The sequence below is a fragment of the Thiomicrorhabdus indica genome (genome assembly GCF_004293625.1).
GTDB classification, from domain to species: domain Bacteria; phylum Pseudomonadota; class Gammaproteobacteria; order Thiomicrospirales; family Thiomicrospiraceae; genus Thiomicrorhabdus; species Thiomicrorhabdus indica.
The window spans coordinates 112,671-136,840 of sequence record NZ_CP033040.1; the positions used below are offsets into that span (position 1 = coordinate 112,671).

The following is a 24,170-nucleotide window of genomic DNA, read 5'->3' on the forward strand; positions in this document are numbered from 1 at the left end:
AGTGGTCAAGTTCACTCCGGCCCTTCAGGCCTGCGCGGGACACCCTATGCGCTGCTCCAGGTGCCCCTTACCACGGCGTTAGCCATACAGGAATACTGGGAGATATAGTGCTAGAAAGAATTAAGGATAATCTGTTCTCAAATGTATTTACTGCTGTCGTAAGTATATTGTTTACATGTGGTGTTTTTTATATCTACTCACAGCCATCTTCGTCTGAAGAAATTAAGTCAGAGTTGTTTAAAATAACTGAGGAGTATATAGGGAAAAATTATTCGAAAAAATTTAATGGCTTAAATTTAAATAAATACATATCTCAAGAAATAGATTTAAGCTCGAACAACGTGGTTTTCTTCTTTGGTACTATGACTGATGATAATGACAATTTATTTCGATGGATCGGTGTATATGAGAGGCAAGATGCTAACTTAATTGACGAGCTGTTAGGTAAAGATGGTTTTTTTGAAGTTAAGTCATTTGCAATGTTCGAAGTTCCATATACTGATGTGATGGTATTTGACAATATAGAATCGATCGATATTGATAAAGATGGACAAAAAGAGGTTCACATAAGATTTAAGTCAGTCTGGGCGGATAGCCGAGGAATTGCACCGTTAATTTTAAAGAAAAATGATCAAGGCAAATGGGCTTATATAGGTTTGCCGTCAGTTGACCTTGCGATTGAGATGAAAACCGAACATAGTTTATCTCCTACAGCACGCCCATATACTCATTTCGGTGCAAGAAACTCTGATGAAGAAGTTATAGGAAAATCAGTGGATGAACTGACAGCAATGGGTGTTTACGGACATGATTGGGTGTTAGAGTTTCCTGATAAGAAGCAAACTTTTTCTTCTCTGCGTAATGGTGGTGGTTATTTTTTTAACAATCATCCAATTAAGGGTTACTTCCAAATACTATGGGTTTCTTTCATCAAAGATGGTAGAGCAACACTTGATAGACATTACACTGTCGTTAGAGTCTTTAAGAGTGATAGCGATCAATTGGTTATCGATGATCTTTGGAACTGGGGGAGACCAGTATTCTCAGGTGTACCATTAGACCCAACTGATTTGAGTGTCAATTCACTTTATGAGTCGGGTGTTTTGTCCCATGTTGGTGGTGATAAAGGTGAACTTTACTTTGGTTTTACAGAGTTCGAAAAAGTGGGTATTCTTGATGGCTTTGGTCAATTAAACGGCACGGCTCTCAATAAACTTAAGTAGTATGGTTAACAAGGTGTTCAAGATCGTTCGCGTTGCTTACTGGGACCTTCGCAGAATAAAGGTGTCAGAGTAAAATTAAATTGTTAATGTATCTAGATTGTTCAATTTAAGAGATTAGGTTTATGCAGCGATTAGAGAGAATTACACCTGTAGGCATTCCAATTCATGTGATTCAACGAGGTAATAATCGTCAGGTTATTTTTGCGGATGAATCGGATTTTAAAGTGTTTACGAAGGTCAATTTAGCTGAGTGGTTCGTTTGTTAGCCACTTAGCTTTGCGTTACACGTCTATAGGAATCACCATTGAGCGATAACTGGACAGAAGAAGAACTAAAAGCAGCAGTAGAAGCATATGTTCAGATGCATTCTGATGAAGCGAATGGGGTGCCATTTGTTAAAAAGAAAATCTACTCTGAACTAGCTGATCGTTTTGGCCGTACTGAGAAATCATTCGAGTATCGAATGCAGAATATCTCCTATGTCTACTCGCTTATGGGTCGCACATGGGTTTCTGGTCTAAAACCGGCTAAAAATGTTGGGGTAAACAACGCAGCAGTAATTGAAAGACTAATATCCGAAGTTGAGGGGCAAAGCCTGCCCACTATCGCCGAGTTTGAAACTCAAGTTATCTCTTATAAATCAAAGGTAAATTTTTCCAAGCCAAGCGGCATCAAAGAGCCAGAAAAAACTTATACACAAGTAACTAGTTTCAATAGAGATCCAAAAGTAAAAGCATGGGTTCTTAAAGAGGCATCTGGTAAGTGTGAGTGTTGTGGTTCTGATGCACCATTTACAACAGCAGAAGGTGAGCCTTTCCTAGAAGTCCATCATCTTCGTCGGTTAGCTGACGGCGGCTCGGATACTGTTACAAATGCCGTGGCTTTGTGTCCAAACTGCCACAGAGAAATGCACTACGGAATCAATAAGTCTGCTTTGGTTGGTTCAATGTACAGCAAGTTATCGAGGCTTGTGCATGAGTAGACGTGTAACAAGTCAATCAACTTCGCGCCTACGGCGCCGGTTATTGAGGCATTATGTTCTCGGAGAATCATGGCGTACGACATCCATATAGGAAAATCCAAGAAGTCTCATACGTACAAGTTTTCGATTGAGGAACGTGATTATTACAAGTTTCTCAATGAGATCAAAAACGCTTCAATGTCACTACATAGGCTATCTAGATTTGGTGACTACTATGACGATACAGTATTTCGACCTTGTGATTTGGAAGGCTTGATTGAAGAGCTTCAGCTCGTTGTTGAGCATGGAGCTGAAGGGCGCTCAACTGCATTAGCCTTAATTGATATCGTAAAGGGAGCAATGGAAGAAGGTTTGCATGTTTTTGGTTTTGCTGACTAAAAAACATAACAAGCCGCTGCACACCGATACATTGCTCGTTCCCACGCAGGAGCATGGGAACGAGAAAAAACGAGAAAAATCGCGGAAAAACGGAATCAGTTTGAGAGCGTTTAGAGTGAGAATCAGATGAAAGTCATCATCCAACAAGAACCCACTGGTTGTGGGATTGCTTCGTGTGCCAATATTCTTGGTAAAAGTTATGCCGAGATGAAACAAGTCGCCAATGCGATGGGTATCTTTGCCGAGGATAAGGCTTTGTGGTCGGATACTGAATATGTCCGGCAGTTATTAGCGGAATTTGGTGTGCAGATTTCTGCAAACGAAATTCCGTTTACTGGTTGGGATAACTTGCCGGATTTAGCGTTGCTTTCGATAAAGCACCACCAAGAAGATGGCAAAGATTTCTGGCATTGGGTGGTGTTTAAACACATTGATGGCGAGCCATTTGTGCTCGATTCTGCCAGTTATTTAGACAATAATTTACGTCAAGATTTTGATGTCATGCACCCTAAATGGTTTATTGAAGTAATCCTTTAAAAACTCTTAACGATCTCTTATTTCAGAGGTTCTTTTCTCTTTTCCCATTTCAATTGTCATAGAATTCTAAAGTCATCATTTACTCGGAGTGTTCAAAAATGACGGTTGCTCAACAATATGAAGTCGACACGGCACCACTCAATATCGATCTTGAGCAGCGAGTCGTTGCTTTTACTGCTCAACATCCGTGGATAGAAAGTCCTTCAAAAAAAGTTTTGCGTAAACCTCTGGAAAGAGAGAATTTAGAAAGTGGTCGTGCTACCAGTATTGTGCGCTTTCAACCAGAGAGTTATTTCCCAGAACATACGCATCCATTAGGCGAAGAGATTTTGGTGCTTGAAGGGGTGTTTTCTGATGAGACCGGCGATTATCCGGCCGGTACCTATTTGCGCAATCCACCGGGTTCAAAGCATCAACCGCATTCTAAAGAGGGGTGCACTTTGTTTGTAAAACTGGATCATTTTGATCCGCTGGATATTGAACCTATTCGTGTGCAAACCCGAGAGGCCGAGTTTCAGCCTGGAATTGGTAATTTACAGGTGTTGGGTTTGCACAGTTTTCAAGGGGAGCATACTGCGTTGGTGAAATGGCCGGCCGGTGAAGTTTTTCAAAGGCATACGCATGTGGGCGGTGAAGAGATTTTTGTGCTTGAAGGCTGCTTTGAAGATGAACAGGGTGTTTATCCAAAAGGCACTTGGCTGCGAAATCCGCACATGAGTGTGCACCACCCATTTGTTAAAGAAGAGACGTTAATTTTGGTCAAAGTGGGCCATCTTTAATTTGGCATTCCGTTTTTAATGTTTATTTTGGATTAAAACAAAGTTAACCGGCCGGTATCTTTGAGAGGTTGTTCGTTGTTATGAAAACAAAACAGAAATTAAAGCAATTAGACGATGAAGCGGTGTCACGCATTGTCGAGATGGCGTGGGAAGATCGGACACCGTTTGAAGCGATTGAAACCAATTTTGGTTTAACTGAACCCGAAGTGATTCAGCTGATGCGTTCAACGGTGAAACGCAAAAGCTTTGAGGTTTGGCGTGCTCGAGTAACTGGTCGAAAAACCAAGCATTTACAACTTCGACCGGCCGGTATTGATCGCGGCTACTGCCCAACTCAGTATAAAATTCGTTCGGGATGGTAAAGAAGTTTTCTTCCTCGAAATTTGCGAAATTTACGAAATTTATTAGCTAACTAATCTCTGTTCAGAAAACAAACTCAATTCTTAGTTGAGTAATTAGCTCTCAAGCAGTTCAATAATTTCTATCGGCACTGTATTGCGTTCGACTTTAACGAATGGCGAAACCTTAAATAAATCGCCATTACGTCCTTCACAGACCTCTGAAATACCTGAATTTTTCGCGAGTTTCGCTAAGGCTTCAAGATGTTCCGGTTCGCCGTGCGTTGGAATCAACGTTTTCGGTTGCACCCATTCCAAAAGCTGTTTGACATCGTCTTCTGCTGGGTGACCCGAGGCGTGCAACAACACTTTATCTTTGACTTCATCTGCATGAATTACCGTTAAGTCTAGCGCACGTAGTTTTTTGATGAGTTGGTCAATTTTGGTTTTATTGGGCGGAATTTTCATGGCGCTGAAAATGACGGTATCTTCTGGCTCTAAATACAGCCAATAGTGGCGACCTTGCGCCATTTTTGTGAGTGCAGCGCGTGGCTCGGCTTGCGAGCCTGTGGCGACCACTAAGACTTCCTCTGGCGGCAAGTAGCCAATGTGTTTTGGATCAATTAACTCTAATTCTCGAGGCCAATAGCCTAAGCGACGTGCAATTGACACCATATTTTCCATGGAACGACCAAAAACCGCCATTTGCCGACCGGTCTTTTTGGCGATTCGCGCAAGGGTAAGCAAACGGGCAATGTTACTGCTAAAACAACTGACCACCACGCGGTTTTTAGCGGCTGAAATGGTTTGATAAAGCCCTTGATAACAAGCACTTTCAGAAAGCGTTTTGCCGGGTTTGATGGCATTGGTTGCATCACACACCATCGCGTCGATTTGAAAACTTTTAAGATGCTGATAAATCGCAGAATCAAAGGCTGTACCGACCACCGGATTGTTATCGATTTTCCAATCGCCAGTGTGCAAGACTTTACCGGCCGGTGTTTCAATCAGCACACTGGTCGCTTCTGGAATCGAATGTGGCATGGGTAACCAAGTGACTTCAAATTCACCCATAAACATCGGATTTTGCATTTCGACTTCGATAACGGGCACACGATGCCCCCAAGTCACTTGAGAAAGTTTATTGAGAATCACTGCGGCTGCAAAAGATGTGGCGTAAATAGGGGCTTGCAAGCGAGGCCAAAGCGACAAAAGGGCACCAATATGGTCTTCATGCGCGTGGGTAATCACAATGGCCTGCAAATTTTCGCGTTGCGCTTCAATAAAACTTGGGTCAACACACACTCGTCTTTCGCGCACTTCTGTGTGCTCAAATCCCATGCCGCAATCCACCATTAACCACTGATTGTCGTGACCATAAAGATTCATATTCATACCGATTTCACCCGTACCACCTAAGGGTAAAAACCAGAAATCGTATTTTGTCGGTTGCATTAATTTGGGGGATTGAGACATATTTTTTGTGTCACTGTGCGAATGAAAAGAAGGTAATGAATTTCGAGCTATTATAGCGGCAATTCAACTTGACCGGCCGGTGGAAAATGAAGTTTGTCTGCTGATTTCTTCTGAGAATTGCTGCCCAGTTTGTCAGGAAATTGAGCAGCGTATGAGATGAAATGTTTCACGTGAAACACATAGGGTGAAACTTTTTAGAGTGTCAAACCTCGACCGATGGAATAGATTGGGCCGGTCGGTAATCCTGTTGGGGAACCGGCTTCGTCTTCGATCGTTAACTCAAACAATTGATTCGCTTCCAATGGCGGAAGTTGGTCAATATCCACTGTGATCGGTTGTCCTTTTTTCACAAGACCGAGTGAAATCGGTTTATCCCAGCCTTCGGCTTTTGTCCAAAATTGAAGCGCTTTTCCTTCTGGAATTTCAACAGCGCCAAGCGGAATTAATTCAATTTGTCGACTTTGGCTGGTTTGTATGACCCAACCGGGTGATTTGTCTTGAGGTTCCACTAGTACCGCAACATAGCGTGTTTCAGGTTCTGCTTGAGATGTGTATTGCATGAGTTGAACGCTGAGCACTGCTGAGGTTAAAAACCCTGCCAGTGCAAAACCTCGCCATAGGGTTAAGTTTTGCCAAAATCCACCGGCCGGTGAACTTTGCTGAATTTGAGATGAATATTGAGAGCTAGGTTTTTTATGCAATGCATCAAGACTTCGTTCAATACGAGCGCCTAATGGCTGTGGTGCCTTTTCAAGCGGCAGTTGATCGCTGATTTGTAGCAGTGTTTCTTGAAAGTCATTCACTCTTTTTTGCAGCGCTTTATTGGTAATCAAATGTGTTTCAAATGCTTGGCGTTCTTCATTCGATAAGGCACCGATTACGTAGAGTTCTACCTTCTCTTCGAGTTCATGCTGAGTGTTTTTGCTCATTGTAGACACTCCTTTAACGCTTGCAGGCTACGACGAATCCAAGATTTTACGGTGCCCAAAGGTTTGTTCAACAAATTTGAAATCTCTTCTTGTGTGTAACCTTCAACGTAAGAATGCAAAATGCATTGCTTGCTTTCGTCAGATAAGTTTTCCATACAATCGTATAGCGTTTTATGCTGCAAACTGTCATCCATTGGGTTTTTATTTGAAGAGGTTTGTTGTTGCATTTTATCCAAAATATCCGTGAGAAATTCTGGGTCTGTTTGCACTTGACGTTGATGTTTTTCGAGCGCGTTTAAAGCTAAATTTCGGGTTAAGGTATAAATCCAGCCTCGGCCAGAACCGAGTTCAGGTTGGTAACTTTTGGCATTTGCCCAGATTTTAAGAAAGGCATCATGCACAATGTCTTCAGCGAGCGCTCGGTTTTTTAAGATTCGAAAAACGACCGTGAGTAATCGAGAGGCTTCTTGTTGATAAAGTTCGGTGAGTGCAGTTCGTTTTCCTGAAGCACAAGCCATTAATGCCGCTTCGTAATCAAAGGTAGGATCTGACAAAACAAGGTATCCTCAAGCACGGAATAAAGTACAGCCCAGTATAGCGAACTGGGCTTCAAAATTCATAGAGTCATGAGACTCTTTACTTGAGAGAATCTTATTTCGCTTTCCAGAACAGGTAATCGCCAGAATAGTTCACAATCATTTTATGACCAATTTTATTCGCGTTGCACCCTTCAGCTGGCGCTTTACCGCCATTTAAATTAATGCGTTGAATGTACGTCACGCCTTTAAGTTCACCGTCACGTGGAGAGGCGTTTGCCTTCACCAATTGCATTGGAATGCTGCCTGCTTTTGATGGGGAGGTAGCAAGCTGTTTACCTGTTAGCACAGACCCATCCAATGATTCCCAAGTGGCTGGGCCACCGTAGTAAGACACTTTATGATTGCCTTTGATATCGGTCAAAATCGCGCGAGGACCTGCAAATGACCAAGCGGCTTTGCCATCCTTTGCTTTACACTCCCAAGTGATGTTTCCTTTTGCATGCGTCATCATGGCAAGATGATTTCCAGCAGGAACTTGCACTTCTTTTGGAAGGTTTGATTGGTTAAATCCGCCTGCTTGGGTCGTAATGGCCATTGTTGAAAGAGCAGCGATTGTTAGAGATTTTGAGATCAAGTTTGTCATGGGTAAATCCTTGTTTTGAAAATGTGTATTGAGTTTTTTTACGTTTTCATGAGTAAAGACCAGAGTAAGTTGTTATTGACTTATCCTGTCTTACTAGGTACTACCGGCCGGTAAAGTTTTTGGATGCAAAAAAATTAATTTTTTTGAAATGAATTGCTTCGCACACTCTTTGCTAAGATTAAATTCATACAAAAAATTTCATTTATTCAAGTAAATGCGCACTGTTTTGGTGCTTTTTGCAGGCTTGTGGAACTTATGACGGAAAATTTATGACTTTTATCAAGCAAGCTTTAAGTTTCATAAAAATGTATTTCTTTTTGGCTCGTTTTTGGGCAATGTAGAAAGGTTTCTTTTCAAAATAATTTAGGGGTAGGTTCAATGACACAACAGGCAGATATTGGATTAATTGGTTTGGCGGTAATGGGCCAGAATCTCGTTTTAAATATGACGGATCACGGTTTTAAGGTGGCGGTCTATAATCGTTCACCACAAAAGACAGAAGACTTTTTGGCCGCAGAGCCGGAAAACACCCATTTAATTGGAACCTATTCCATTGAAGAGTTGGTCAATTCCCTAAAAGCACCGCGCAAAGTCATGTTAATGGTCAAGGCCGGGGAAGTGGTCGATTTGTTTATTGACCAATTGCTGCCGTATTTGTCGGAAGGTGACATTATTATCGATGGCGGAAATTCACTGTATACCGACTCTGAGCGCCGTACCAAAACACTACAAGAAAAAGGCATTCAGTTTATTGGTACCGGTGTTTCCGGTGGTGAAGAGGGTGCGCGTTTTGGACCGTCGATTATGCCGGGTGGAAATTCAGCCGCATGGGAAGCCGTGAAACCTATTTTCCAAGCGATTTCTGCCAAAGCCGATAATGCGCCTTGTTGTGATTGGGTGGGTGATGGCGGTGCTGGTCATTATGTGAAAATGGTGCATAACGGTATTGAATATGGTGATATGCAATTGATTGCTGAGTCATATCATTTAATGCGTTATGGCTTAGGCATGAGCGCCAAGAAATGCCAGAAGGTTTTCTCGAAATGGAACAAGGGTGTTTTAGACAGTTATTTAATTGAAATTACCGCTGAGATTCTGAAGTTTACCGACAAAGACGGTGAGCCATTGGTCGATAAAATTCTGGATGCGGCCGGTCAAAAAGGCACCGGAAAATGGACAGGGATTAGCTCTTTAGAATTAGGTATTCCGGTCACCCTCATTACGGAGTCGGTCTATTCTCGTTGTTTGTCAGCTTTAAAAGATGAACGTGTCAAAGCGCAAGCGCATTTTGGTAAACCACCAAAACCATTAAAACTGGAAAAAGACGACCGTAAGGCGATGCTAAAAGCAATTCATGACGCGCTTTATGCGTCGAAAATCATTTCCTATGCGCAAGGCTACATGCTGATGCGTGAAGCGGCTAAGGAGTTTGGTTGGCAGCTGAATTATGGCGGCATCGCTTTGATGTGGCGCGGTGGCTGTATTATCCGTTCGACGTTCTTGGGCGAGATTAAAAATGCCTACGAGAAGAATCCTGACCTGAGTAATTTATTACTTGCCGACTTCTTTACCAAAGCGTTGGAAGACAGTGATGAAAACTGGCGTAAAGCGGTGACCTTTGCGATTTCTCAAAAAATTCCGGTACCGGCTTTGAGCTCGGCGTTAGCATTTTTTGATGGTTATAAAACAGCAAACTTGCCGGCAAATATTTTGCAAGCCCAGCGTGATTATTTCGGGGCGCATACTTATGAGCGAGTTGATGCGCCACGTGGTGAATTTTTCCATACGGATTGGATTCAATCTGGCGGTCGGGTCTCTTCGACAACTTACGAGGTGTAGTGATGGGAAATCCGTGTACCTATGTGGTGTTTGGAGCGACGGGCAATTTGTCTATGAGCAAATTGATGCCGGCGTTTTATCACCTTGATAAACATAATCGTTTACAGGATGAAGTGCGTATTGTCGCGATTGGTCGTCGTGATTGGAATCGAGATCAGTGGTTAGAAAAAGTTCGAGAAGCGATTTTGCCTAAAGCACGTGGTGGTATTGAGGATGAAGTTTGCGAGCGTTTTTGTGGGCGTTTGGATTACTTTAAGATGGATGTACTCGATGCCGAAGATTACCTTCGATTGAAGACGTATCTGCTCGATCAAAGCTATTCTCAAAATATCGCTTACTATTTATCACTTGGACCTGACCAGTTTGCGCCAACGGTGAAATGTTTGGGGCAATCGGACATGTTGGAAGAGAGAAGTGGTTGGAAACGAGTGGTGCTTGAAAAGCCATTTGGTTTTGATGGTGAGAGCGCCAAGCAGCTACAAAAGCGTTTGAATCGTTATTTGAAAGAAGAACAAACCTACCGAATAGATCATTATCTTGGCAAAGGCATGGTTCAGAATGTCATGGTATTCCGTTTCGCGAATATCTTGATGGAGCCTTTGTGGAATCGTAATTACATCGATCATATTCAAATCACTCATGCGGAAGATCGCCCCATTGGAACCAGAGCCGGTTATTACGACACCAGTGGCGCCATGCGTGACATGATTCAGTCGCATTTGTTGCAACTATTGGCGTTAATCACCATGGAACCGCCAGCATCGCGTGACGCAGAAGATTTGCGTGATGAGAAAGTAAAATTGCTTAAGTCGATTCGGCCGATTCCCAAAAATATGGTGCATGCACACGCGTATCGTGCGCAGTATTCGGAGGGTATGGTGAATGGCGAACAGGTACCGTCGTATTTGTCAGAACCTGGAGTGGATTCTGATAGTGTTACAGAGACCTACGCTGCTTTGAAATTGTATATTGATAACTGGCGTTGGGCTGGTGTGCCGTTTTACATTCAAACGGGTAAAAATATGCCCAAAAACCGGACAATTGTTGCGATTCGATTTAAGTATCCTCCCAAGCAATTTTTCCGTGAATCACAAGTGAAAAAAATGGAGCCGAACTGGATTGTCTTTGGGATTCAGCCTGAAGAGTCGATTCGAATTGAGCTGACAGCCAAGCAACCCGGTTTGGAAATCATGACGGAACAGACCAGTTTGGATGCGACTTTAAAGGGCGATGACAACACGAATTATGATGCTTATGAAGAGCTTTTGTTAGATGTGATTATGGGTGATCGTTCGTTGTTTTTACGTTATGACGAAGTGAAAGCGGCTTGGAATGTCGTTGATCCTGTCATTCAAGCATGGAGTTCTGAAACTTCCTATATTGATACTTATACCTCGGGCTCTTGGGGGCCAGAAGGCTCGAAAAAGCTGTTTGATCATCCCGACCAATGTTGGCGTTTTCATTACACACCGGAGTGCAAAAAATGAGTCAGGTGGAGCTGCCGTCAAACTGGCAAATATTTGAGGCATCTGCTGTGGTCGCTCAGCATGCATGCGATAAAATCATGGCGCTTGCCAATCAAGCGATTTCTGAAAAAGGGCGCTTTGACTTTGTCACAGCAGGTGGTAGTACCCCGAATGCCATTTATGCCTTGTTGGCTAAACTTGAGCAACAACAGCCGAAAGCCACGAAGTGGAGAAAATGGTTTATTTATGTTGGAGATGAACGGGTTTTACCGGCCGGTGATAATGAGCGAAACAGCCAGATGTTGGAATCGCACTGGCTAGAAAATAGTCGGATTCCCAAAAGTAATCGCTTTTATATGCCGACAGAGCTGGGGTTGCAGGCGGCGGCTGATTTTTATCGAAAAGTGATTGCTGGTGTTGAATTTGATTTAGTTCTGCTTGGAATGGGTGAAGACGGACATACTGCCAGTTTATTTCCTGGTCATTCGAGTGTCAGTTTGGGAGGAGTGGTTTGTGAAACTCAATCTCCAAAGCCGCCTCTAGAGCGTTTGAGCTTAAGTTATGAAACCTTAAGTTCTGCAAAAACGGTGATGAAAATTGTTACCGGCCGGTCAAAATCTGAGGCTTTGCATGCTTGGTTGGATGATCAAGATTTGCCAATTACACGGGTCAAAGGGGTAACAGAAACTTTGGTTATGGTCGATCAAGAAGCGATTGCTGATCTTACCGATAAATAAGAATTCTTTACCGGCCGGTAAACTCTTGTCCCGTCCTGAAATAAGTTGACACTTTTTTCAGGTAAAAAACGCTCGATGAACTTCATCGGGCGTTTTGTATTTTAACGCCAAGTGTGGACGTTGAGTATTGTAGATTTCAATCGACTCTTTCACCATTTGTCGAGCCTGATCAACATCCTTTGGCTTGGTTAATAAAAACTCATTCTTCAGAATCCCGTTCACTCTCTCCGCCAAAGCGTTTTGATAGCAATCATAACCATCCGTCATCGAACAGATAATGCCATGTTTTTCATGGAACACTTGATAAGGTTTTGAACAGTACTGAATCCCTCTATCCGAGTGATGAATGAGTGCCCCTTTTCCTAATCTATTTTTCACTGCGTTCTTTAATGCCTGAAGGACTGGTTGAGCATGCAAAGTGTCGTGCACATGGTAGCCAACGATCTTACGAGAACAGGCATCGGTGACTAAGCTGAGATAGGCCTGGCCGTGTTGTACTGGTAAATAGGTAATGTCTGCAACCCAGAGTTTCTCTGGCGCTTTGGCTAAACGCCTTTGCCCCTGCTCTTTGATGAGATTGGGGTGCTTATAAAACCGATGATGACTGTGCGTGGTTTTATGATAGGCTCGCTTATTAGGCACTAATAAACGCTGCCAACGTAACAAGTCAAACAACTTGTCTCGTCCAATCTTCAATCCTTCTTGGGCTTTAGCTAATAGCAAGTTGTGTAGCTTTCGGGTACCAATCCGCGGCTGGCTGATACGTATCGCTTGTACAAAATCCAGAATCATCCGGTATTGCTTTTCTTTGAGCCGCTGCCTTTGTAATCCTTGGTAGTAAGCCTGACGGCTTATCTGTAAGAATCGACAAGCATTGCTTATGTTGAGCCCTTGGATCTGTTTTTGATCGATAACTCGGCTAACCGCTTTTTTGTCAAGCTAACTCCAAAGTCCTCTTTCATGACTTTGACGACGCCTTCAAAGAATTGGGCTTTGAGTTTTTCTTCGGCGAGTTCTTGTTCAAGCTCTTTAATGCGCTGCTCTGGCGTCTTTTCAGCTTTAGTCGTCGGCATAATGATTCCTCGAAGATGTCGGTTAATGGCGTTGGCGTCAGACCAATTTAACTTACCATGCTTTCTAAGCCAAACTAAAACGGTAGATCGTCCTTGGATACCATAATGTGCTTGCGCTTGTTTATAAGTCATTTCGCCTTTTTCGACTTGGTCTACAACGGACAATTTAAAAGCGAGGGAATAATCGCGCTGTGTGCGCTTAGTGTTTGAAGACATTACTTTTTCCTTTTCGGTTCAGAAAAAGTGTCAATCTTATTTAGGACGGGTCATCTAAATAAAAAAAGGCGCATAATGGCGCCTTTTTTATTGCTAAGCTACTTAAAATTAAGTGAAATTAGTATTTAAGTAGGTAAGCATTTTTCGTGTCGATTTTGTAAGTCCAAGAATCCGTTGGGTTATTTACTTTCCAACCTTTTGATAAACGCCAACCTTTGCGCTCACCCTCTTTCACTTTTCCACCTTCAAAACCGTCAGTCATAATATAGACATTTTTGTAGCCGTATTGATCAAGCATTTTTGCTGCTGGTTGAGCACGAGTTGCACCTGAACGACACATCAAGACAAACGCTGTATCTTTATCGGCACCAAGGTCAAACAATTTTTCTTCAAACTCAGAAACGAAGTTGTCATTAATTTTGCTGGCATATCGTGGTTTACCGCCGGCATCGATACCATCATAACGGAAGAAAACAGATGGAATCATGACTTGTGCCATAGGCGTGTAGCCAACAAATTGCCACTCTTCTGGTGTGCGAACATCAACTAGAACGACGTTTTCATCTTCTTTCATCCACTTATAGGTATTTGCTGCATCAATATACAAACCTTGAGGAGAATGACGCTCTTTTTTAGAAGGGGCTTCTGTTGCATATTTGCTTGCTTCAACAGCAATAGAAGCAGATGAAAAAGCCATAGTTGCTGCCAAGGCTGCACCAATAAGAAGACTATTTTTTTGCATAAAAAAACTCCGAAATAATTTTTAAGTCATTGAAAAACTAAATTATATTAACAATTTATAATATATTTTTTTTGTATAAATTAATAAAAATTATTTATAAGAAATATAAATCATTTTAGGTGTTAAAAAACATGAATTTTTAAAAGGGTATAAAATGTGAAGTTTATCGTAATGGAGAAAGTGCACAGTGAAAAGAGAACAAAGTTTCCTGCTGAATGATCAAAACTCCTCATGGATTCGTGCTGTGAGTTTGTTCCTACTATTTATCAGCGGTGCCATTTTTCCAGTTTTTGCCTCAGATATGCAAGTTGAGTCTGGGATGGATTGGTTTCAAATGGCAATGTGGCTTGCTGGTGGTTTAGCGCTTTTCTTATTCGGCATGGATTTTATGGTCAAAGGGTTGTTAGTGGTTGCCGGTGAGAAAATGAAAACTCTGCTCGCTAAACTGACGACTAATCGGGTAATGGGAGCATTAACCGGAGCAGGAATTACTGCTGTGATTCAATCTTCGTCGGTCACGACCGTTTTAACGGTTGGCTTTGTGTCAGCCGGTTTAATTTCGGTGACCCAAGCGGCAGGAGTCGTCATGGGAGCGAATCTTGGTACGACCATTACCGCACAAATCGTTGCTTTTAAGGTCACAAATTTTGCGCTGCTCATGATAGCGGTTGGCTTTTTAGTTGATTTTGTGGGCAAGTTGCAAAAGACTAGAGCCATTGGACAGTTGATTTTAGGGCTTGGTTTAATCTTTTTTGGTATGAATACCATGAGTCAAGGAATGGCACCATTACGTGAGTATCAGCCGTTTTTAGATTTCATGATTGAAATGCAAAACCCGCTGCTAGCCATTGCTATTGCGATGACTTTTACTGCTTTAGTGCAATCTTCTTCAGCGACGATTGGGATTATTATTGTGATGGCAAGCAATGGTTTTTTAACGTTGGAAGCTGGGATTGCTTTAGCAATGGGGGCGCATATTGGAACGACTATTACCGCACTTTTAGCCAGTATCGGTAAGTCGCGACCTGCTTTAAGAACGGCGCTTGTTCATACCTTATTTAATTTTTTAGTGACACTATTGTGGTTGCCTTTTATTCCAGAATTAGCACAGTGGGCCGTGTGGATTTCTGCACATGATGCCGCCGCAACGGTTGCTTCGATCAGTATGGGCGAGCATGTGCCACGTGAAATTGCGAATGCAAACTCTTTAATGGTTGCTATTGCACTGGTAGTGTTTCTGCCGTTCATCCCTGTTTTTGTGTGGACAGTCAATAAGATTGTTCCACCGGATGAAGATGAGAAGTCAGGTAATCAGTTAAAAGCAGAAAGCCTTGATCCTACTTTTGTTTCCACACCTGCAGTGGCATTTGATGCGATTGTCATGGAACTTGAGACCTATCAAAAGCGTCAGTCATTATTTTATAAACGAATGGTGGCACTGATTTCTGAACCTAAATTTGAAAAACTTTCAAAAGAAATGAGTAATATTCAAAAATTTCGCAGCTATCAACAAGAAATTCTGCGTTATCTTAGTCAAGTTGGTCAGGGAAAGTTAACCGACGCAGAACAGCAGACCTATACTGAATTGATGAATGTTCTTCACTCATTGGAATCGATGAATATTGCCATGCGTGATAGTGTGTTCGACGTGCTTTTGCAAATGATTGAGAACAAAATTCAACCAAGTGACACCATGTTGGAACTGGTGGGACAACTAACAAATGAAGTTGGCAAGGCGATGGAAAAGTCTTTGTTGAGTGTGATTCATAAAGATGCTGATATGGCTTATGAAGTTTTTGGTTCTAAAGAAACTATTGCACACTTAATTCAAGAGGCACTTAATCATCAGATGCGACATTTACATGCCAGTGAAAAACGATTAATGGTGTTTCGTTATGAAATGCGAATGGTTGAAGGATTCAAACAACTCTACAGTATGTCGAAGCGAATTGCCCGAATGTACTTGAGTCACTCTCAAGCGAATGAAAATTCAACTCATGATTAAATACGTAAAAAACCGTATTTAATTTGCTTTAAATAAAGCCGTCTTAAAGCTGAGAACTCGATGTAATTAATGCATTGGCTTAAGTTTTGATCAAAAGCCTCTCAGATCGCTTTATTTTCATTATTTTTACTTCTCTTAATAGAAATGAGATTTATATAAGCCGAACCTTAACCATCGGCAGGAATACCATAACTGACTTATACTAATTCTTATCAATCCTGAATAATTTAGACTATTAAAAATTTCTGCGACTAACATAGATTGAAAAAGTTAGTTTGCGCAATGATTAGCTGAACTTTTACAAAGAGTCTATTTTTAACATTTGATAAGGAGGTCAGTTATGGATTTTTTAATCTCTCTCAGAAGCCGTTTGCTTGGTATTGGTTATCGTTGGCTTGCAAAACCGCTTATTTTTCTCTGGCCACCAGAAATTGCCCACGACAAGATGAAAGCTGTTGGTAAGTTTCTTGGAAACTATGCATGGTCTCGTTTTTTTACTCGTCTATTGTTCCATTATCAAAATAAAAAACTGAATATTGAGGTGGATGGTGTTCACTATAACAATCCTGTTGGTTTATCAGCAGGGTTCGATAAAGATGGTGAACTTACGCGAATCTATCCAGCAATTAGTTTTGGTTTTGCCGAACTGGGTTCTTTTACCGGTGAAATTTGTCCGGGAAATCCTGGAGTAGGCCGACGATTATTTCGTATGCCTAAATCGAAATCTATCCTTGTTTGGTATGGATTGAATAACCAAGGCGCAGAAAAAATTTCCGAACGTTTGAAAGATCAAACTTTTCAATTACCTATTGGTATTAGTGCGGCCAAAACCAATATCAGTAGTGAGTTTGACTTGGAAGAAGCCATTGAAGACTATGTAAAAACCGTCGTGTTATTCGAGGAAATTGGCGACTATTACACCATCAACATTTCCTGTCCAAATACTCAAGAAGGCGAGCCGTTTGTCGACCAAGGGAATTTGGAAGCCTTATTAGAAAAGCTTTCTGAGGTAAGACCGGCCGGTAAACCTATGTATGTGAAACTTGCAGCGGACTTGGAAGTTTCTGAAATCAACACGATTCTCGACGCTTGTCTGAAATTTGGAATTGAAGGTGTTGTGTTAAATAACCTCGCAAAACCTGAATTTAATAAAGAGTATGTCAAAGAAGAGTTGCCATTTCATAAAGGTGCTATGTCGGGTCTGCCATTGCAAAGAATCAGCACTGATATGATTCGCCATGTGTATCGTTACACAGAAGGTAAATTAACCATTATTGGTGTGGGTGGTATTTTTAATGCGCAAGATGCTTATGAAAAAATTACCTCTGGTGCGAGCCTTTTAGAGATGATTACTGGAATGATTTATGAAGGCCCTCAAGTAATGGGTGAGATTAATCAAGGGCTAGTTAAGCTACTCGAGAAAGATGGTTTTTCGACCATAGAAGAAGCGATAGGAAGCCGGAATCCTTTACCTAAAAAGTAAGGTTATTTTGGCCTGTCCATGCGAATTTTCTGCAAACTTAATTATAAATAGTCGACTAAATAGTGGCATTAGTAAAAAACTGGGACACTGAATGTTTTATGACTCGTAAGCTCAGAGGAGAAAAAATGAAAGGTGCAGACTTGCTGGTGAAAGCGTTGGAAGCTGAAGGCGTTGAAATGATTTTTGGTATTCCCGGAGAAGAAAATCTAGATGTACTGGAGGCGCTGAAACACTCCTCAATACGTTTAATTGTTACTCGCCATGAGCAAGCCGCAGGATTTATGGCAGCTACTTATGGTCGATTGACGGGTAAACCGGGGGTTTGTTTGTCTACTCTTGGCCCTGGTGCAACCAACTTAGTTACAGCCGCTGCTTATGCACAATTAGGGGCCATGCCGATGGTGATGCTTACCGGTCAAAAGCCGATTAAAACTTCAAAACAGGGGTTGTTTCAGATTATTGATGTTGTCGATATGATGGGGCCAATTACCAAATCTGCAGCGCAGATTATGAGTGCGTACAATATTCCGGCACGAGTTCGGGAAGCATTTCGGCTGGCTGAAAGTGAACGTCCTGGAGCGACGCATTTGGAGTTGCCAGAGGATGTTGCTCGTGAAGAGACTCAAGCATTGGTGATTGAAAACAGTTATGATCGGCGACCCATTGCAGAATCTAAAGCGATTCAAAAAGCGATTGATTTAATTATCGATTCAAAGTTTCCTCTGATTTTAATTGGAGCGGGCGCCAATCGAAAACAGGTTGGCAGAATGCTTGATCAGTTTATTGAAAAAACCAAAATTCCATTCTTTACCACGCAAATGGGGAAAGGGGTGGTAGACGAACGCAGCCCTTACTTTCTTGGGACGGCTGCCTTATCTGATAATGATTTTCTCCATTCCGTTATTAAGCAAACCGATTTGATTATTAATATTGGTCACGATGTCATTGAGAAGCCACCATTTTTTATGGAACCTGACAGTTTCAATGTGATTCATATTAATTTTTTAACTGCGCAAATTGATCCGGTCTACTTTCCCCAAGTCGATGTGACGGGAGACATTGGGAATACTATTTTTCAATTGCTTCAAAAAATTGATATGGCTAATCCAGATATTCAATGGCAATTTGGTGGTTTTAAAGAGGCAAGACAACAGCTATTAAAAAGTTTTTCTGAAGGGGCAGAATGTAATGACTTTCCAATGGAAGCACCTCGGTTGGTTTCAGATTTACGCCAATTGATGCCAGAAGATGGCATTGTCGCTTTGGATAATGGAATGTATAAAATTTGGTTCTCTCGCAATTACCTTGCGTATCGTCATAATACTTTGTTATTGGATAATGCTTTGGCAACGATGGGAGCAGGATTGCCATCCGCGATTGCAGCGAAACTTGTTTACCCTGATAAAAAAGTGGTCGCGGTTTGTGGTGACGGTGGTTTCATGATGAATTCTCAAGAGCTTGCCACTGCCGTACGATTAAAAATTGACTTGGTGGTATTGGTATTAAATGACGAAGCCTTTGGGATGATTCAATGGAAGCAACAGCAGATGGGATTTGAATCGTATGGTTTGGAATTGAATAATCCAAACTTTATCAAATACGCGGAAAGTTATGGCGCAATGGGTCACCAACTGCAAACTACCGAACAGTTTATTCCCTTGGTTGAACAATGTTTTGAAACGCCTGGCGTTCATTTGATTGAAGTGCCTGTTTCTTATCAAAATTGTAAAATCTAGTTGTTTGGAAAAGGTTTCACGTGAAACCTTTTGTATTTTCACATCTATACCAGTTATTCCTAGTCGACTAATTACCTTGAATGGTTACGACAATTTCTCGGTTGTATCTACCGGTGCGATGTTCATATAAAAATAATCCTTGCCAAATGCCTAAATTTAACCGGCCGGTAGAAACAGGAATGGTTTGATTCATTTGTGTAATCATGCATCGAATATGGCCACTCATATCATCGTCGCCTTCGTAGTCATGTTGGTAATTAGGATCACCATCTTGAATCGTTTTTTGCATCCAGTATTCAATATCTTCCCTAACCGTAGGATCCGCATTTTCGGTGATGATCAAGCTGGCAGAAGTGTGTTTGATAAAAACATGCGCTACACCGGTTTCAATTTCTGACTGTTTTACGATCTGGTTTATTTTTTCAGTGATATTAAAAGTGCCACGGCGCGGAGACTCAATTGTTAAGCTTTTTTGGAAAGTTTTCATTGTGTATTCTCGACCTCATTAAAGTGTTTCACGTGAAACTATTATCCACATTGAAACCATGAAATCAGAAATTCTCAATTTGGTAAAATTACCGGCCGGTAAAGATGAAACCAATGTTATGAATGACACGCTAAACTTAAAACGTTTGCCTGCTGAACAGTGGGATTACGAGAAACAAAAAGGGCCAGATCGAAATCTGTGCACCTGTTATGACATTCCTAAAATCGATATGATGAAGGCGATTGAAAAGGGTGCTGACACAATTGATAAAATCACCTCAAAAACCTACGGTTGCCAAGGTTCACAATGTTGTGAACGTCAGGTGCAAAGACTGATTGATATTTACCAAGAAAAAATAAAAAGCGAGGATGTATGAATCCACTACTACAAACACACGAGCTACCAAATTTTGAAGACTTAAAAGTTGAGCATATTCAGCCTGCGATGGAAACGTTGTTGCGTGAAAATCGTGCAAAAATTAAAGTGCTTGCTGAAATGAAAGAAGCACCAACTTGGGAAAATTTTGTCGAAAAACTCGAAGAGCTTGATAATCGTTTTTCGCGAGTTTGGGGACCAATTGGTCATTTAGATGCAGTGAAAAATTCGGATGAATGGCACGAAGCCTATACTGCGTTTTTGAGTGAAGTGAGTCGGTACTATACGGAAATTGGTCAAAACCAAGGTTTGTATGAAAAGTTCAAAACCTTATCAGAATCTGAAGAGTTTGCAGACTACTCCATTGCACAGAAAAAGGTGATTGAGGATTCATTACGTAATTTCCAGTTAAGTGGAATAGCGCTGCCTAAAGACCAACAAGAAACTTATCAAAAGATTTCTCAAGAATTGTCACAACTGGGTAGCCAGTTTGGCAACAATGTATTAAAAGCAACACAGTCTTGGCATAAGCCGATTTCAGATGAAAAAGAGTTAGCTGGAATTCCTGAATCGTCGCAAGGCCTATTGGCGCAGTTGGCAGAACAAAAAGGGTTGGATACAGATAAAACTCCTTGGTGTGTGACCTTAGACTTTCCTTCCTATTTAGCGGTGATGACGCATGCGGATAATCGGGAATTGCGTCAAGAAGTATATAAAGCATTCGGTACCAGAGCTTCAGATCAATTTGAAAATACTGAGTTTGATAACACTGAAAATATTGCACGCATACGTGAATTACGACATCAAAAAGCGCAACTACTTGGGTTTGGTTCTTATGCGGATCTTTCCTTGGCGACGAAGATGGCAGAAAGTAGCGAGCAGGTTTTAGGTTTTCTGCGAGATCTTGCCAGAAAATCTAAGCCGCAAGCGGAACAAGAATTAGCAACCTTAAAGCAATTTGCTCAGGATGAGCTCGATTTACCGGATGTGCAACCTTGGGATATTACCTATGTTTCAGAAAAGCTAAAAAACAAAACACTGTCGTTGTCGCAAGAAACATTACGTCCATACTTTCCAGTTGAGAAAACATTGAGTGGGTTGTTTGCAATTACTGAAAAATTGTTTGGAATTCGCTTACAAGAGAAACAAGGTGTGTCTATCTGGCATAAAGATGTGCGTTTCTTTGAATTAATTGATGAAGCTGAGCAAGTCATTGGTCAGTTTTATTTGGATTTGTATGCACGTGAAGGTAAGCGTGGTGGTGCGTGGATGGACTCTGCTGTCACTCGTTGGAAACCAACCAAAGGTGATTTGCAAACGCCAGTGGCTTATTTGGTGTGTAATTTTACACCGCCGGTCGGTGATAAACCGGCTTGCCTAACCCATGATGAAGTGACAACGCTCTTCCATGAATTTGGTCATGGTATCCATCATTTAATGACTAAGATGATTCACTTGGATGTTTCTGGCATTTCCGGTGTGCCTTGGGATGCAGTTGAGTTGCCATCACAGTTTATGGAAAACTTTTGTTGGGAACGAGAGGGCATTGATTTAATGTCTGCACATATCGAAACTGGAGAAGCCTTACCAGATGAATTATTGGTGTCTTTGCAAAAGAGTCGTGGCTTCCAGTCGGCAATGATGATGTTACGTCAAATTGAATTCGCTCTTGCTGATTTTGAGTTACATGCTTTTTATGATCCTGAAAATATTGAAGATCTATTGGATTTAAGTGCCCGTATTCGTGAGGAGGTCGCTGTAATTATGCCTCCGAGTTATAACCGTTTTATGCATAGCTTTAGCCATATTTTTGCCGGTGGTTATGCCGCTGGTTATTTCTCTTATAAATGGGCAGAAGTGCTGTCAGCGGATGCGTTTAGTTTGTTTGAAGAACAAGGAATTTTAGATGAGCAAACCGGTATGAAGTTCCGCAATACCATTTTGTCAGCAGGTGGGTCTATTGACCCAATGGTGCTTTTTAAACAGTTCCGAGGCCGAGAACCTCGCATAGATGCATTATTACGTCACAGCGGAATTGCTGCATAACCCTAAGGAACCTCTGATTAAATCAGAGGTTTCCTAAAGCATGAATTTAACGCGTAAAAAAGCCCGAGCTATATAACTAGCTCGGGCTTTTTTATTGCAGTTGACCCGTCCTAAATAAGATTGACACTTTTTCTGAACCGAAAAGGAAAAAGTAATGTCTTCAAACACTAAGCGCACACAGCGCGATTATTCCCTCGCTTTTAAATTGTCCGTTGTAGACCAAGTCGAAAAAGGCGAAATGACTTATAAACAAGCGCAAGCACATTATGGTATCCAAGGACGATCTACCGTTTTAGTTTGGCTTAGAAAGCATGGTAAGTTAAATTGGTCTGACGCCAACGCCATTAACCGACATCTTCGAGGAATCATTATGCCGACGACTAAAGCTGAAAAGACGCCAGAGCAGCGCATTAAAGAGCTTGAACAAGAACTCGCCGAAGAAAAACTCAAAGCCCAATTCTTTGAAGGCGTCGTCAAAGTCATGAAAGAGGACTTTGGAGTTAGCTTGACAAAAAAGCGGTTAGCCGAGTTATCGATCAAAAACAGATCCAAGGGCTCAACATAAGCAATGCTTGTCGATTCTTACAGATAAGCCGTCAGGCTTACTACCAAGGATTACAAAGGCAGCGGCTCAAAGAAAAGCAATACCGGATGATTCTGGATTTTGTACAAGCGATACGTATCAGCCAGCCGCGGATTGGTACCCGAAAGCTACACAACTTGCTATTAGCTAAAGCCCAAGAAGGATTGAAGATTGGACGAGACAAGTTGTTTGACTTGTTACGTTGGCAGCGTTTATTAGTGCCTAATAAGCGAGCCTATCATAAAACCACGCACAGTCATCATCGGTTTTATAAGCACCCCAATCTCATCAAAGAGCAGGGGCAAAGGCGTTTAGCCAAAGCGCCAGAGAAACTCTGGGTTGCAGACATTACCTATTTACCAGTACAACACGGCCAGGCCTATCTCAGCTTAGTCACCGATGCCTGTTCTCGTAAGATCGTTGGCTACCATGTGCACGACACTTTGCATGCTCAACCAGTCCTTCAGGCATTAAAGAACGCAGTGAAAAATAGATTAGGAAAAGGGGCACTCATTCATCACTCGGATAGAGGGATTCAGTACTGTTCAAAACCTTATCAAGTGTTCCATGAAAAACATGGCATTATCTGTTCGATGACGGATGGTTATGATTGCTATCAAAACGCTTTGGCGGAGAGAGTGAACGGGATTCTGAAGAATGAGTTTTTATTAACCAAGCCAAAGGATGTTGATCAGGCTCGACAAATGGTGAAAGAGTCGATTGAAATCTACAATACTCAACGTCCACACTTGGCGTTAAAATACAAAACGCCCGATGAAGTTCATCGAGCGTTTTTTACCTGAAAAAAGTGTCAACTTATTTCAGGACGGGACAAGTTTTTGCAATAATGAATTCCATTCTTATGTGTTTTTTAAATGGTTGTGTTTGATTAAACTAGGTTTACAGATTAAGCAAACAACGAATTTTTAGGAGTTATGGATATGAAAAAATTATTGCGAATTGATGCGAGTGCTAATCAAGATAATTCAGTGAGTCGAGCGCTTGCAGAACAATTTGAATTGAGTTGGAAGCAAAATAACCCGGCCGCTGAAGTTCTTCACCGTGATTTGTCGCAAATTCCTCCAGAACATTTATCCCCTGAAATGCTGGGAGCGATGTTTTCACCAGAACCAACGGCTGAACAGCAAGCTCTGCTTGCACACTCTGCCGAATTGATCAATGAATTGAAAGACGTTGATACGGTTCTGATTGCCACACCGATGTATAACTTTGGAATCCCTTCAACCTTAAAGGCATATTTTGATCATATTGCACGAGCGGGTTTAACGTTTGAATATACCGAGCAAGGGCCTAAAGGCTTGATTAATGGAGTCAATGCTGTGGCTGTTATCAGTTCTGGCGGTGATTATCGTCAACCACCATTAGATAGCATGAATTTTGTTGATGGTTATTTGAAAACAATCTTTGGTTTTATGGGAATTGAAGATGTGACTTTGATTCATGCAGCTGGTTTAGCGATGGGTGAAGAGCAAGCCGAAAAAGCCAAACAGGAAGCATCTGAAGCGATCCAAAAATATTTTTAAAACCATTGAGGAAA

Annotated in this window: 24 protein-coding genes; 17 read left to right on the forward strand and 7 right to left on the reverse strand. The window is 41.6% G+C overall.

What is annotated here, in order from left to right; translation table 11 throughout:
- Positions 1-107: 107 nt before the first annotated feature.
- The 7 genes from D9T12_RS00425 (at position 108) to D9T12_RS00450 (ending at position 4,261) form a co-directional block, all read left to right on the forward strand.
- Complete coding sequence (locus D9T12_RS00425; protein WP_130536324.1) at positions 108-1,223, forward strand: hypothetical protein; 1,116 nt, start codon at positions 108-110, stop codon at positions 1,221-1,223.
- Between the two features lie 122 nt (positions 1,224-1,345).
- Positions 1,346-1,489 (forward strand): hypothetical protein, encoded by a 144-nt coding sequence (locus tag D9T12_RS12385; RefSeq protein ID WP_165395004.1) that lies wholly within the window; start codon positions 1,346-1,348, stop codon positions 1,487-1,489.
- 38 nt (positions 1,490-1,527) lie between these two features.
- A complete protein-coding gene (locus D9T12_RS00430; RefSeq protein WP_165395010.1) occupies positions 1,528-2,205 on the forward strand; it encodes an HNH endonuclease in 678 nt (225 codons plus the stop codon).
- A 69-nt stretch (positions 2,206-2,274) separates the two neighbouring features.
- On the forward strand, positions 2,275-2,583 hold the full coding sequence (locus tag D9T12_RS00435) for a hypothetical protein (protein WP_165395011.1): 309 nt from the start codon (positions 2,275-2,277) through the stop codon (positions 2,581-2,583).
- A 126-nt stretch (positions 2,584-2,709) separates the two neighbouring features.
- Entirely contained in the window at positions 2,710-3,120 is a 411-nt protein-coding gene (locus D9T12_RS00440; protein ID WP_130536326.1) for a hypothetical protein, read from the forward strand.
- A gap of 98 nt (positions 3,121-3,218) precedes the next feature.
- On the forward strand, positions 3,219-3,899 hold the full coding sequence (locus D9T12_RS00445) for a cupin domain-containing protein (RefSeq protein ID WP_130536327.1): 681 nt from the start codon (positions 3,219-3,221) through the stop codon (positions 3,897-3,899).
- Positions 3,900-3,979: 80 nt separating this feature from the next.
- The gene (locus tag D9T12_RS00450) at positions 3,980-4,261 is read left to right on the forward strand and encodes a TIGR03643 family protein (protein ID WP_130536328.1); all 282 of its coding nucleotides are present in this window, start codon (positions 3,980-3,982) and stop codon (positions 4,259-4,261) included.
- A gap of 93 nt (positions 4,262-4,354) precedes the next feature.
- Here D9T12_RS00450 and D9T12_RS00455 read toward each other — a convergent pair whose 3' ends face one another.
- The 4 genes from D9T12_RS00455 to D9T12_RS00470 form a co-directional block, all read right to left on the reverse strand.
- A complete protein-coding gene (locus D9T12_RS00455; protein ID WP_206199108.1) occupies positions 4,355-5,713 on the reverse strand; it encodes a ribonuclease J in 1,359 nt (452 codons plus the stop codon).
- Positions 5,714-5,907: 194 nt separating this feature from the next.
- Entirely contained in the window at positions 5,908-6,642 is a 735-nt protein-coding gene (locus tag D9T12_RS00460) for an anti-sigma factor (protein WP_130536329.1), read from the reverse strand.
- A complete protein-coding gene (locus D9T12_RS00465; RefSeq protein WP_206199109.1) occupies positions 6,639-7,196 on the reverse strand; it encodes a sigma-70 family RNA polymerase sigma factor in 558 nt (185 codons plus the stop codon). The genes D9T12_RS00460 and D9T12_RS00465 overlap by 4 nt, the downstream gene beginning before the upstream one ends.
- Positions 7,197-7,293: 97 nt before the next feature.
- On the reverse strand, positions 7,294-7,824 hold the full coding sequence (locus D9T12_RS00470) for a DUF3455 domain-containing protein (protein ID WP_130536330.1): 531 nt from the start codon (positions 7,822-7,824) through the stop codon (positions 7,294-7,296).
- Positions 7,825-8,202: 378 nt separating this feature from the next.
- Between D9T12_RS00470 and gnd the strand changes: the two genes are divergently transcribed.
- From gnd to pgl, 3 genes are read left to right on the forward strand one after another with little or no spacing between them, the layout of a single operon-like run.
- Complete coding sequence (gene gnd, locus D9T12_RS00475) at positions 8,203-9,663, forward strand: decarboxylating NADP(+)-dependent phosphogluconate dehydrogenase (protein ID WP_130536331.1); 1,461 nt, start codon at positions 8,203-8,205, stop codon at positions 9,661-9,663.
- Positions 9,664-9,665: 2 nt separating this feature from the next.
- Positions 9,666-11,150 carry a glucose-6-phosphate dehydrogenase gene (gene zwf / locus D9T12_RS00480; protein ID WP_130536332.1) on the forward strand — a complete coding sequence of 495 codons (1,485 nt, stop codon included), beginning with the start codon at positions 9,666-9,668 and terminating at the stop codon, positions 11,148-11,150.
- A complete protein-coding gene (gene pgl, locus D9T12_RS00485; RefSeq protein WP_165395012.1) occupies positions 11,147-11,866 on the forward strand; it encodes a 6-phosphogluconolactonase in 720 nt (239 codons plus the stop codon). Before zwf ends, pgl begins: the two co-directional genes overlap by 4 nt.
- A gap of 57 nt (positions 11,867-11,923) precedes the next feature.
- Here pgl and D9T12_RS00490 read toward each other — a convergent pair.
- Together D9T12_RS00490 and D9T12_RS00495 are read right to left on the reverse strand one after the other, a co-directional pair.
- Positions 11,924-13,155, reverse strand: a protein-coding gene (locus tag D9T12_RS00490; protein WP_130536334.1) for an IS3 family transposase whose coding sequence is annotated in 2 segments (ribosomal slippage) — positions 11,924-12,801 and positions 12,801-13,155 — 1,233 coding nt in all. Because the reading frame shifts where the segments join, the coding sequence is not laid out codon by codon here.
- A 118-nt stretch (positions 13,156-13,273) separates the two neighbouring features.
- Positions 13,274-13,897, reverse strand: a complete 624-nt coding sequence (locus D9T12_RS00495) for a rhodanese-like domain-containing protein (RefSeq protein ID WP_240693199.1) — start codon at positions 13,895-13,897, stop codon at positions 13,274-13,276.
- Positions 13,898-14,084: 187 nt separating this feature from the next.
- Between D9T12_RS00495 and D9T12_RS00500 the strand changes: the two genes are divergently transcribed.
- The 3 genes from D9T12_RS00500 to D9T12_RS00510 all read left to right on the forward strand — a co-directional run bounded on the left by D9T12_RS00500 (position 14,085) and on the right by D9T12_RS00510 (position 19,121).
- A complete protein-coding gene (locus D9T12_RS00500; protein ID WP_240693200.1) occupies positions 14,085-15,902 on the forward strand; it encodes a Na/Pi cotransporter family protein in 1,818 nt (605 codons plus the stop codon).
- Between the two features lie 340 nt (positions 15,903-16,242).
- Entirely contained in the window at positions 16,243-17,385 is a 1,143-nt protein-coding gene (locus tag D9T12_RS00505; protein ID WP_130536335.1) for a quinone-dependent dihydroorotate dehydrogenase, read from the forward strand.
- Positions 17,386-17,510: 125 nt separating this feature from the next.
- Positions 17,511-19,121 carry an acetolactate synthase large subunit gene (locus tag D9T12_RS00510; RefSeq protein WP_130536336.1) on the forward strand — a complete coding sequence of 537 codons (1,611 nt, stop codon included), beginning with the start codon at positions 17,511-17,513 and terminating at the stop codon, positions 19,119-19,121.
- 67 nt (positions 19,122-19,188) lie between these two features.
- Here the strand turns inward: D9T12_RS00510 and D9T12_RS00515 are convergent, their stop codons facing one another.
- Positions 19,189-19,608, reverse strand: a complete 420-nt coding sequence (locus D9T12_RS00515; protein WP_130536337.1) for a secondary thiamine-phosphate synthase enzyme YjbQ — start codon at positions 19,606-19,608, stop codon at positions 19,189-19,191.
- Between the two features lie 58 nt (positions 19,609-19,666).
- On the opposite strand from D9T12_RS00515, the gene D9T12_RS00520 reads away from it, so the two are divergent.
- The 4 genes from D9T12_RS00520 to D9T12_RS00535 all read left to right on the forward strand — a co-directional run bounded on the left by D9T12_RS00520 (position 19,667) and on the right by D9T12_RS00535 (position 24,156).
- Positions 19,667-19,984, forward strand: coding sequence for a (2Fe-2S)-binding protein (locus tag D9T12_RS00520; protein ID WP_130536338.1), 318 nt, complete (start codon positions 19,667-19,669; stop codon positions 19,982-19,984).
- Positions 19,981-22,029, forward strand: a complete 2,049-nt coding sequence (locus D9T12_RS00525) for a M3 family metallopeptidase (protein ID WP_130536339.1) — start codon at positions 19,981-19,983, stop codon at positions 22,027-22,029. The genes D9T12_RS00520 and D9T12_RS00525 overlap by 4 nt, the downstream gene beginning before the upstream one ends.
- Positions 22,030-22,183: 154 nt before the next feature.
- A protein-coding gene (locus D9T12_RS00530; protein ID WP_130536334.1) for an IS3 family transposase occupies positions 22,184-23,415 on the forward strand; the annotation gives its coding sequence in 2 pieces (ribosomal slippage) (positions 22,184-22,538 and positions 22,538-23,415; 1,233 coding nt in all).
- A gap of 138 nt (positions 23,416-23,553) precedes the next feature.
- Entirely contained in the window at positions 23,554-24,156 is a 603-nt protein-coding gene (locus D9T12_RS00535; RefSeq protein ID WP_130536340.1) for an FMN-dependent NADH-azoreductase, read from the forward strand.
- Positions 24,157-24,170 lie beyond the last annotated feature (14 nt).

Excerpts from the sequence above, each read along its gene's own strand:
- D9T12_RS00445 (WP_130536327.1), top strand. The coding sequence starts at position 3,219 with ATGACGGTTGCTCAACAATATGAAGTCGACACGGCACCACTCAATATC.
- D9T12_RS00435 (WP_165395011.1), top strand. The coding sequence starts at position 2,275 with ATGGCGTACGACATCCATATAGGAAAATCCAAGAAGTCTCATACGTAC.
- D9T12_RS00495 (WP_240693199.1), bottom strand. The coding sequence starts at position 13,897 with ATGCAAAAAAATAGTCTTCTTATTGGTGCAGCCTTGGCAGCAACTATG.
- D9T12_RS00520 (WP_130536338.1), top strand. The coding sequence starts at position 19,667 with ATGAAATCAGAAATTCTCAATTTGGTAAAATTACCGGCCGGTAAAGAT.
- D9T12_RS12385 (WP_165395004.1), top strand. The coding sequence starts at position 1,346 with ATGCAGCGATTAGAGAGAATTACACCTGTAGGCATTCCAATTCATGTG.
- D9T12_RS00460 (WP_130536329.1), bottom strand. The coding sequence starts at position 6,642 with ATGAGCAAAAACACTCAGCATGAACTCGAAGAGAAGGTAGAACTCTAC.
- D9T12_RS00440 (WP_130536326.1), top strand. The coding sequence starts at position 2,710 with ATGAAAGTCATCATCCAACAAGAACCCACTGGTTGTGGGATTGCTTCG.
- D9T12_RS00525 (WP_130536339.1), top strand. The coding sequence starts at position 19,981 with ATGAATCCACTACTACAAACACACGAGCTACCAAATTTTGAAGACTTA.
- pgl (WP_165395012.1), top strand. The coding sequence starts at position 11,147 with ATGAGTCAGGTGGAGCTGCCGTCAAACTGGCAAATATTTGAGGCATCT.
- D9T12_RS00505 (WP_130536335.1), top strand. The coding sequence starts at position 16,243 with ATGGATTTTTTAATCTCTCTCAGAAGCCGTTTGCTTGGTATTGGTTAT.
- D9T12_RS00450 (WP_130536328.1), top strand. The coding sequence starts at position 3,980 with ATGAAAACAAAACAGAAATTAAAGCAATTAGACGATGAAGCGGTGTCA.
- zwf (WP_130536332.1), top strand. The coding sequence starts at position 9,666 with ATGGGAAATCCGTGTACCTATGTGGTGTTTGGAGCGACGGGCAATTTG.
- D9T12_RS00510 (WP_130536336.1), top strand. The coding sequence starts at position 17,511 with ATGAAAGGTGCAGACTTGCTGGTGAAAGCGTTGGAAGCTGAAGGCGTT.
- gnd (WP_130536331.1), top strand. The coding sequence starts at position 8,203 with ATGACACAACAGGCAGATATTGGATTAATTGGTTTGGCGGTAATGGGC.
- D9T12_RS00515 (WP_130536337.1), bottom strand. The coding sequence starts at position 19,608 with ATGAAAACTTTCCAAAAAAGCTTAACAATTGAGTCTCCGCGCCGTGGC.
- D9T12_RS00535 (WP_130536340.1), top strand. The coding sequence starts at position 23,554 with ATGAAAAAATTATTGCGAATTGATGCGAGTGCTAATCAAGATAATTCA.
- D9T12_RS00455 (WP_206199108.1), bottom strand. The coding sequence starts at position 5,713 with ATGTCTCAATCCCCCAAATTAATGCAACCGACAAAATACGATTTCTGG.
- D9T12_RS00470 (WP_130536330.1), bottom strand. The coding sequence starts at position 7,824 with ATGACAAACTTGATCTCAAAATCTCTAACAATCGCTGCTCTTTCAACA.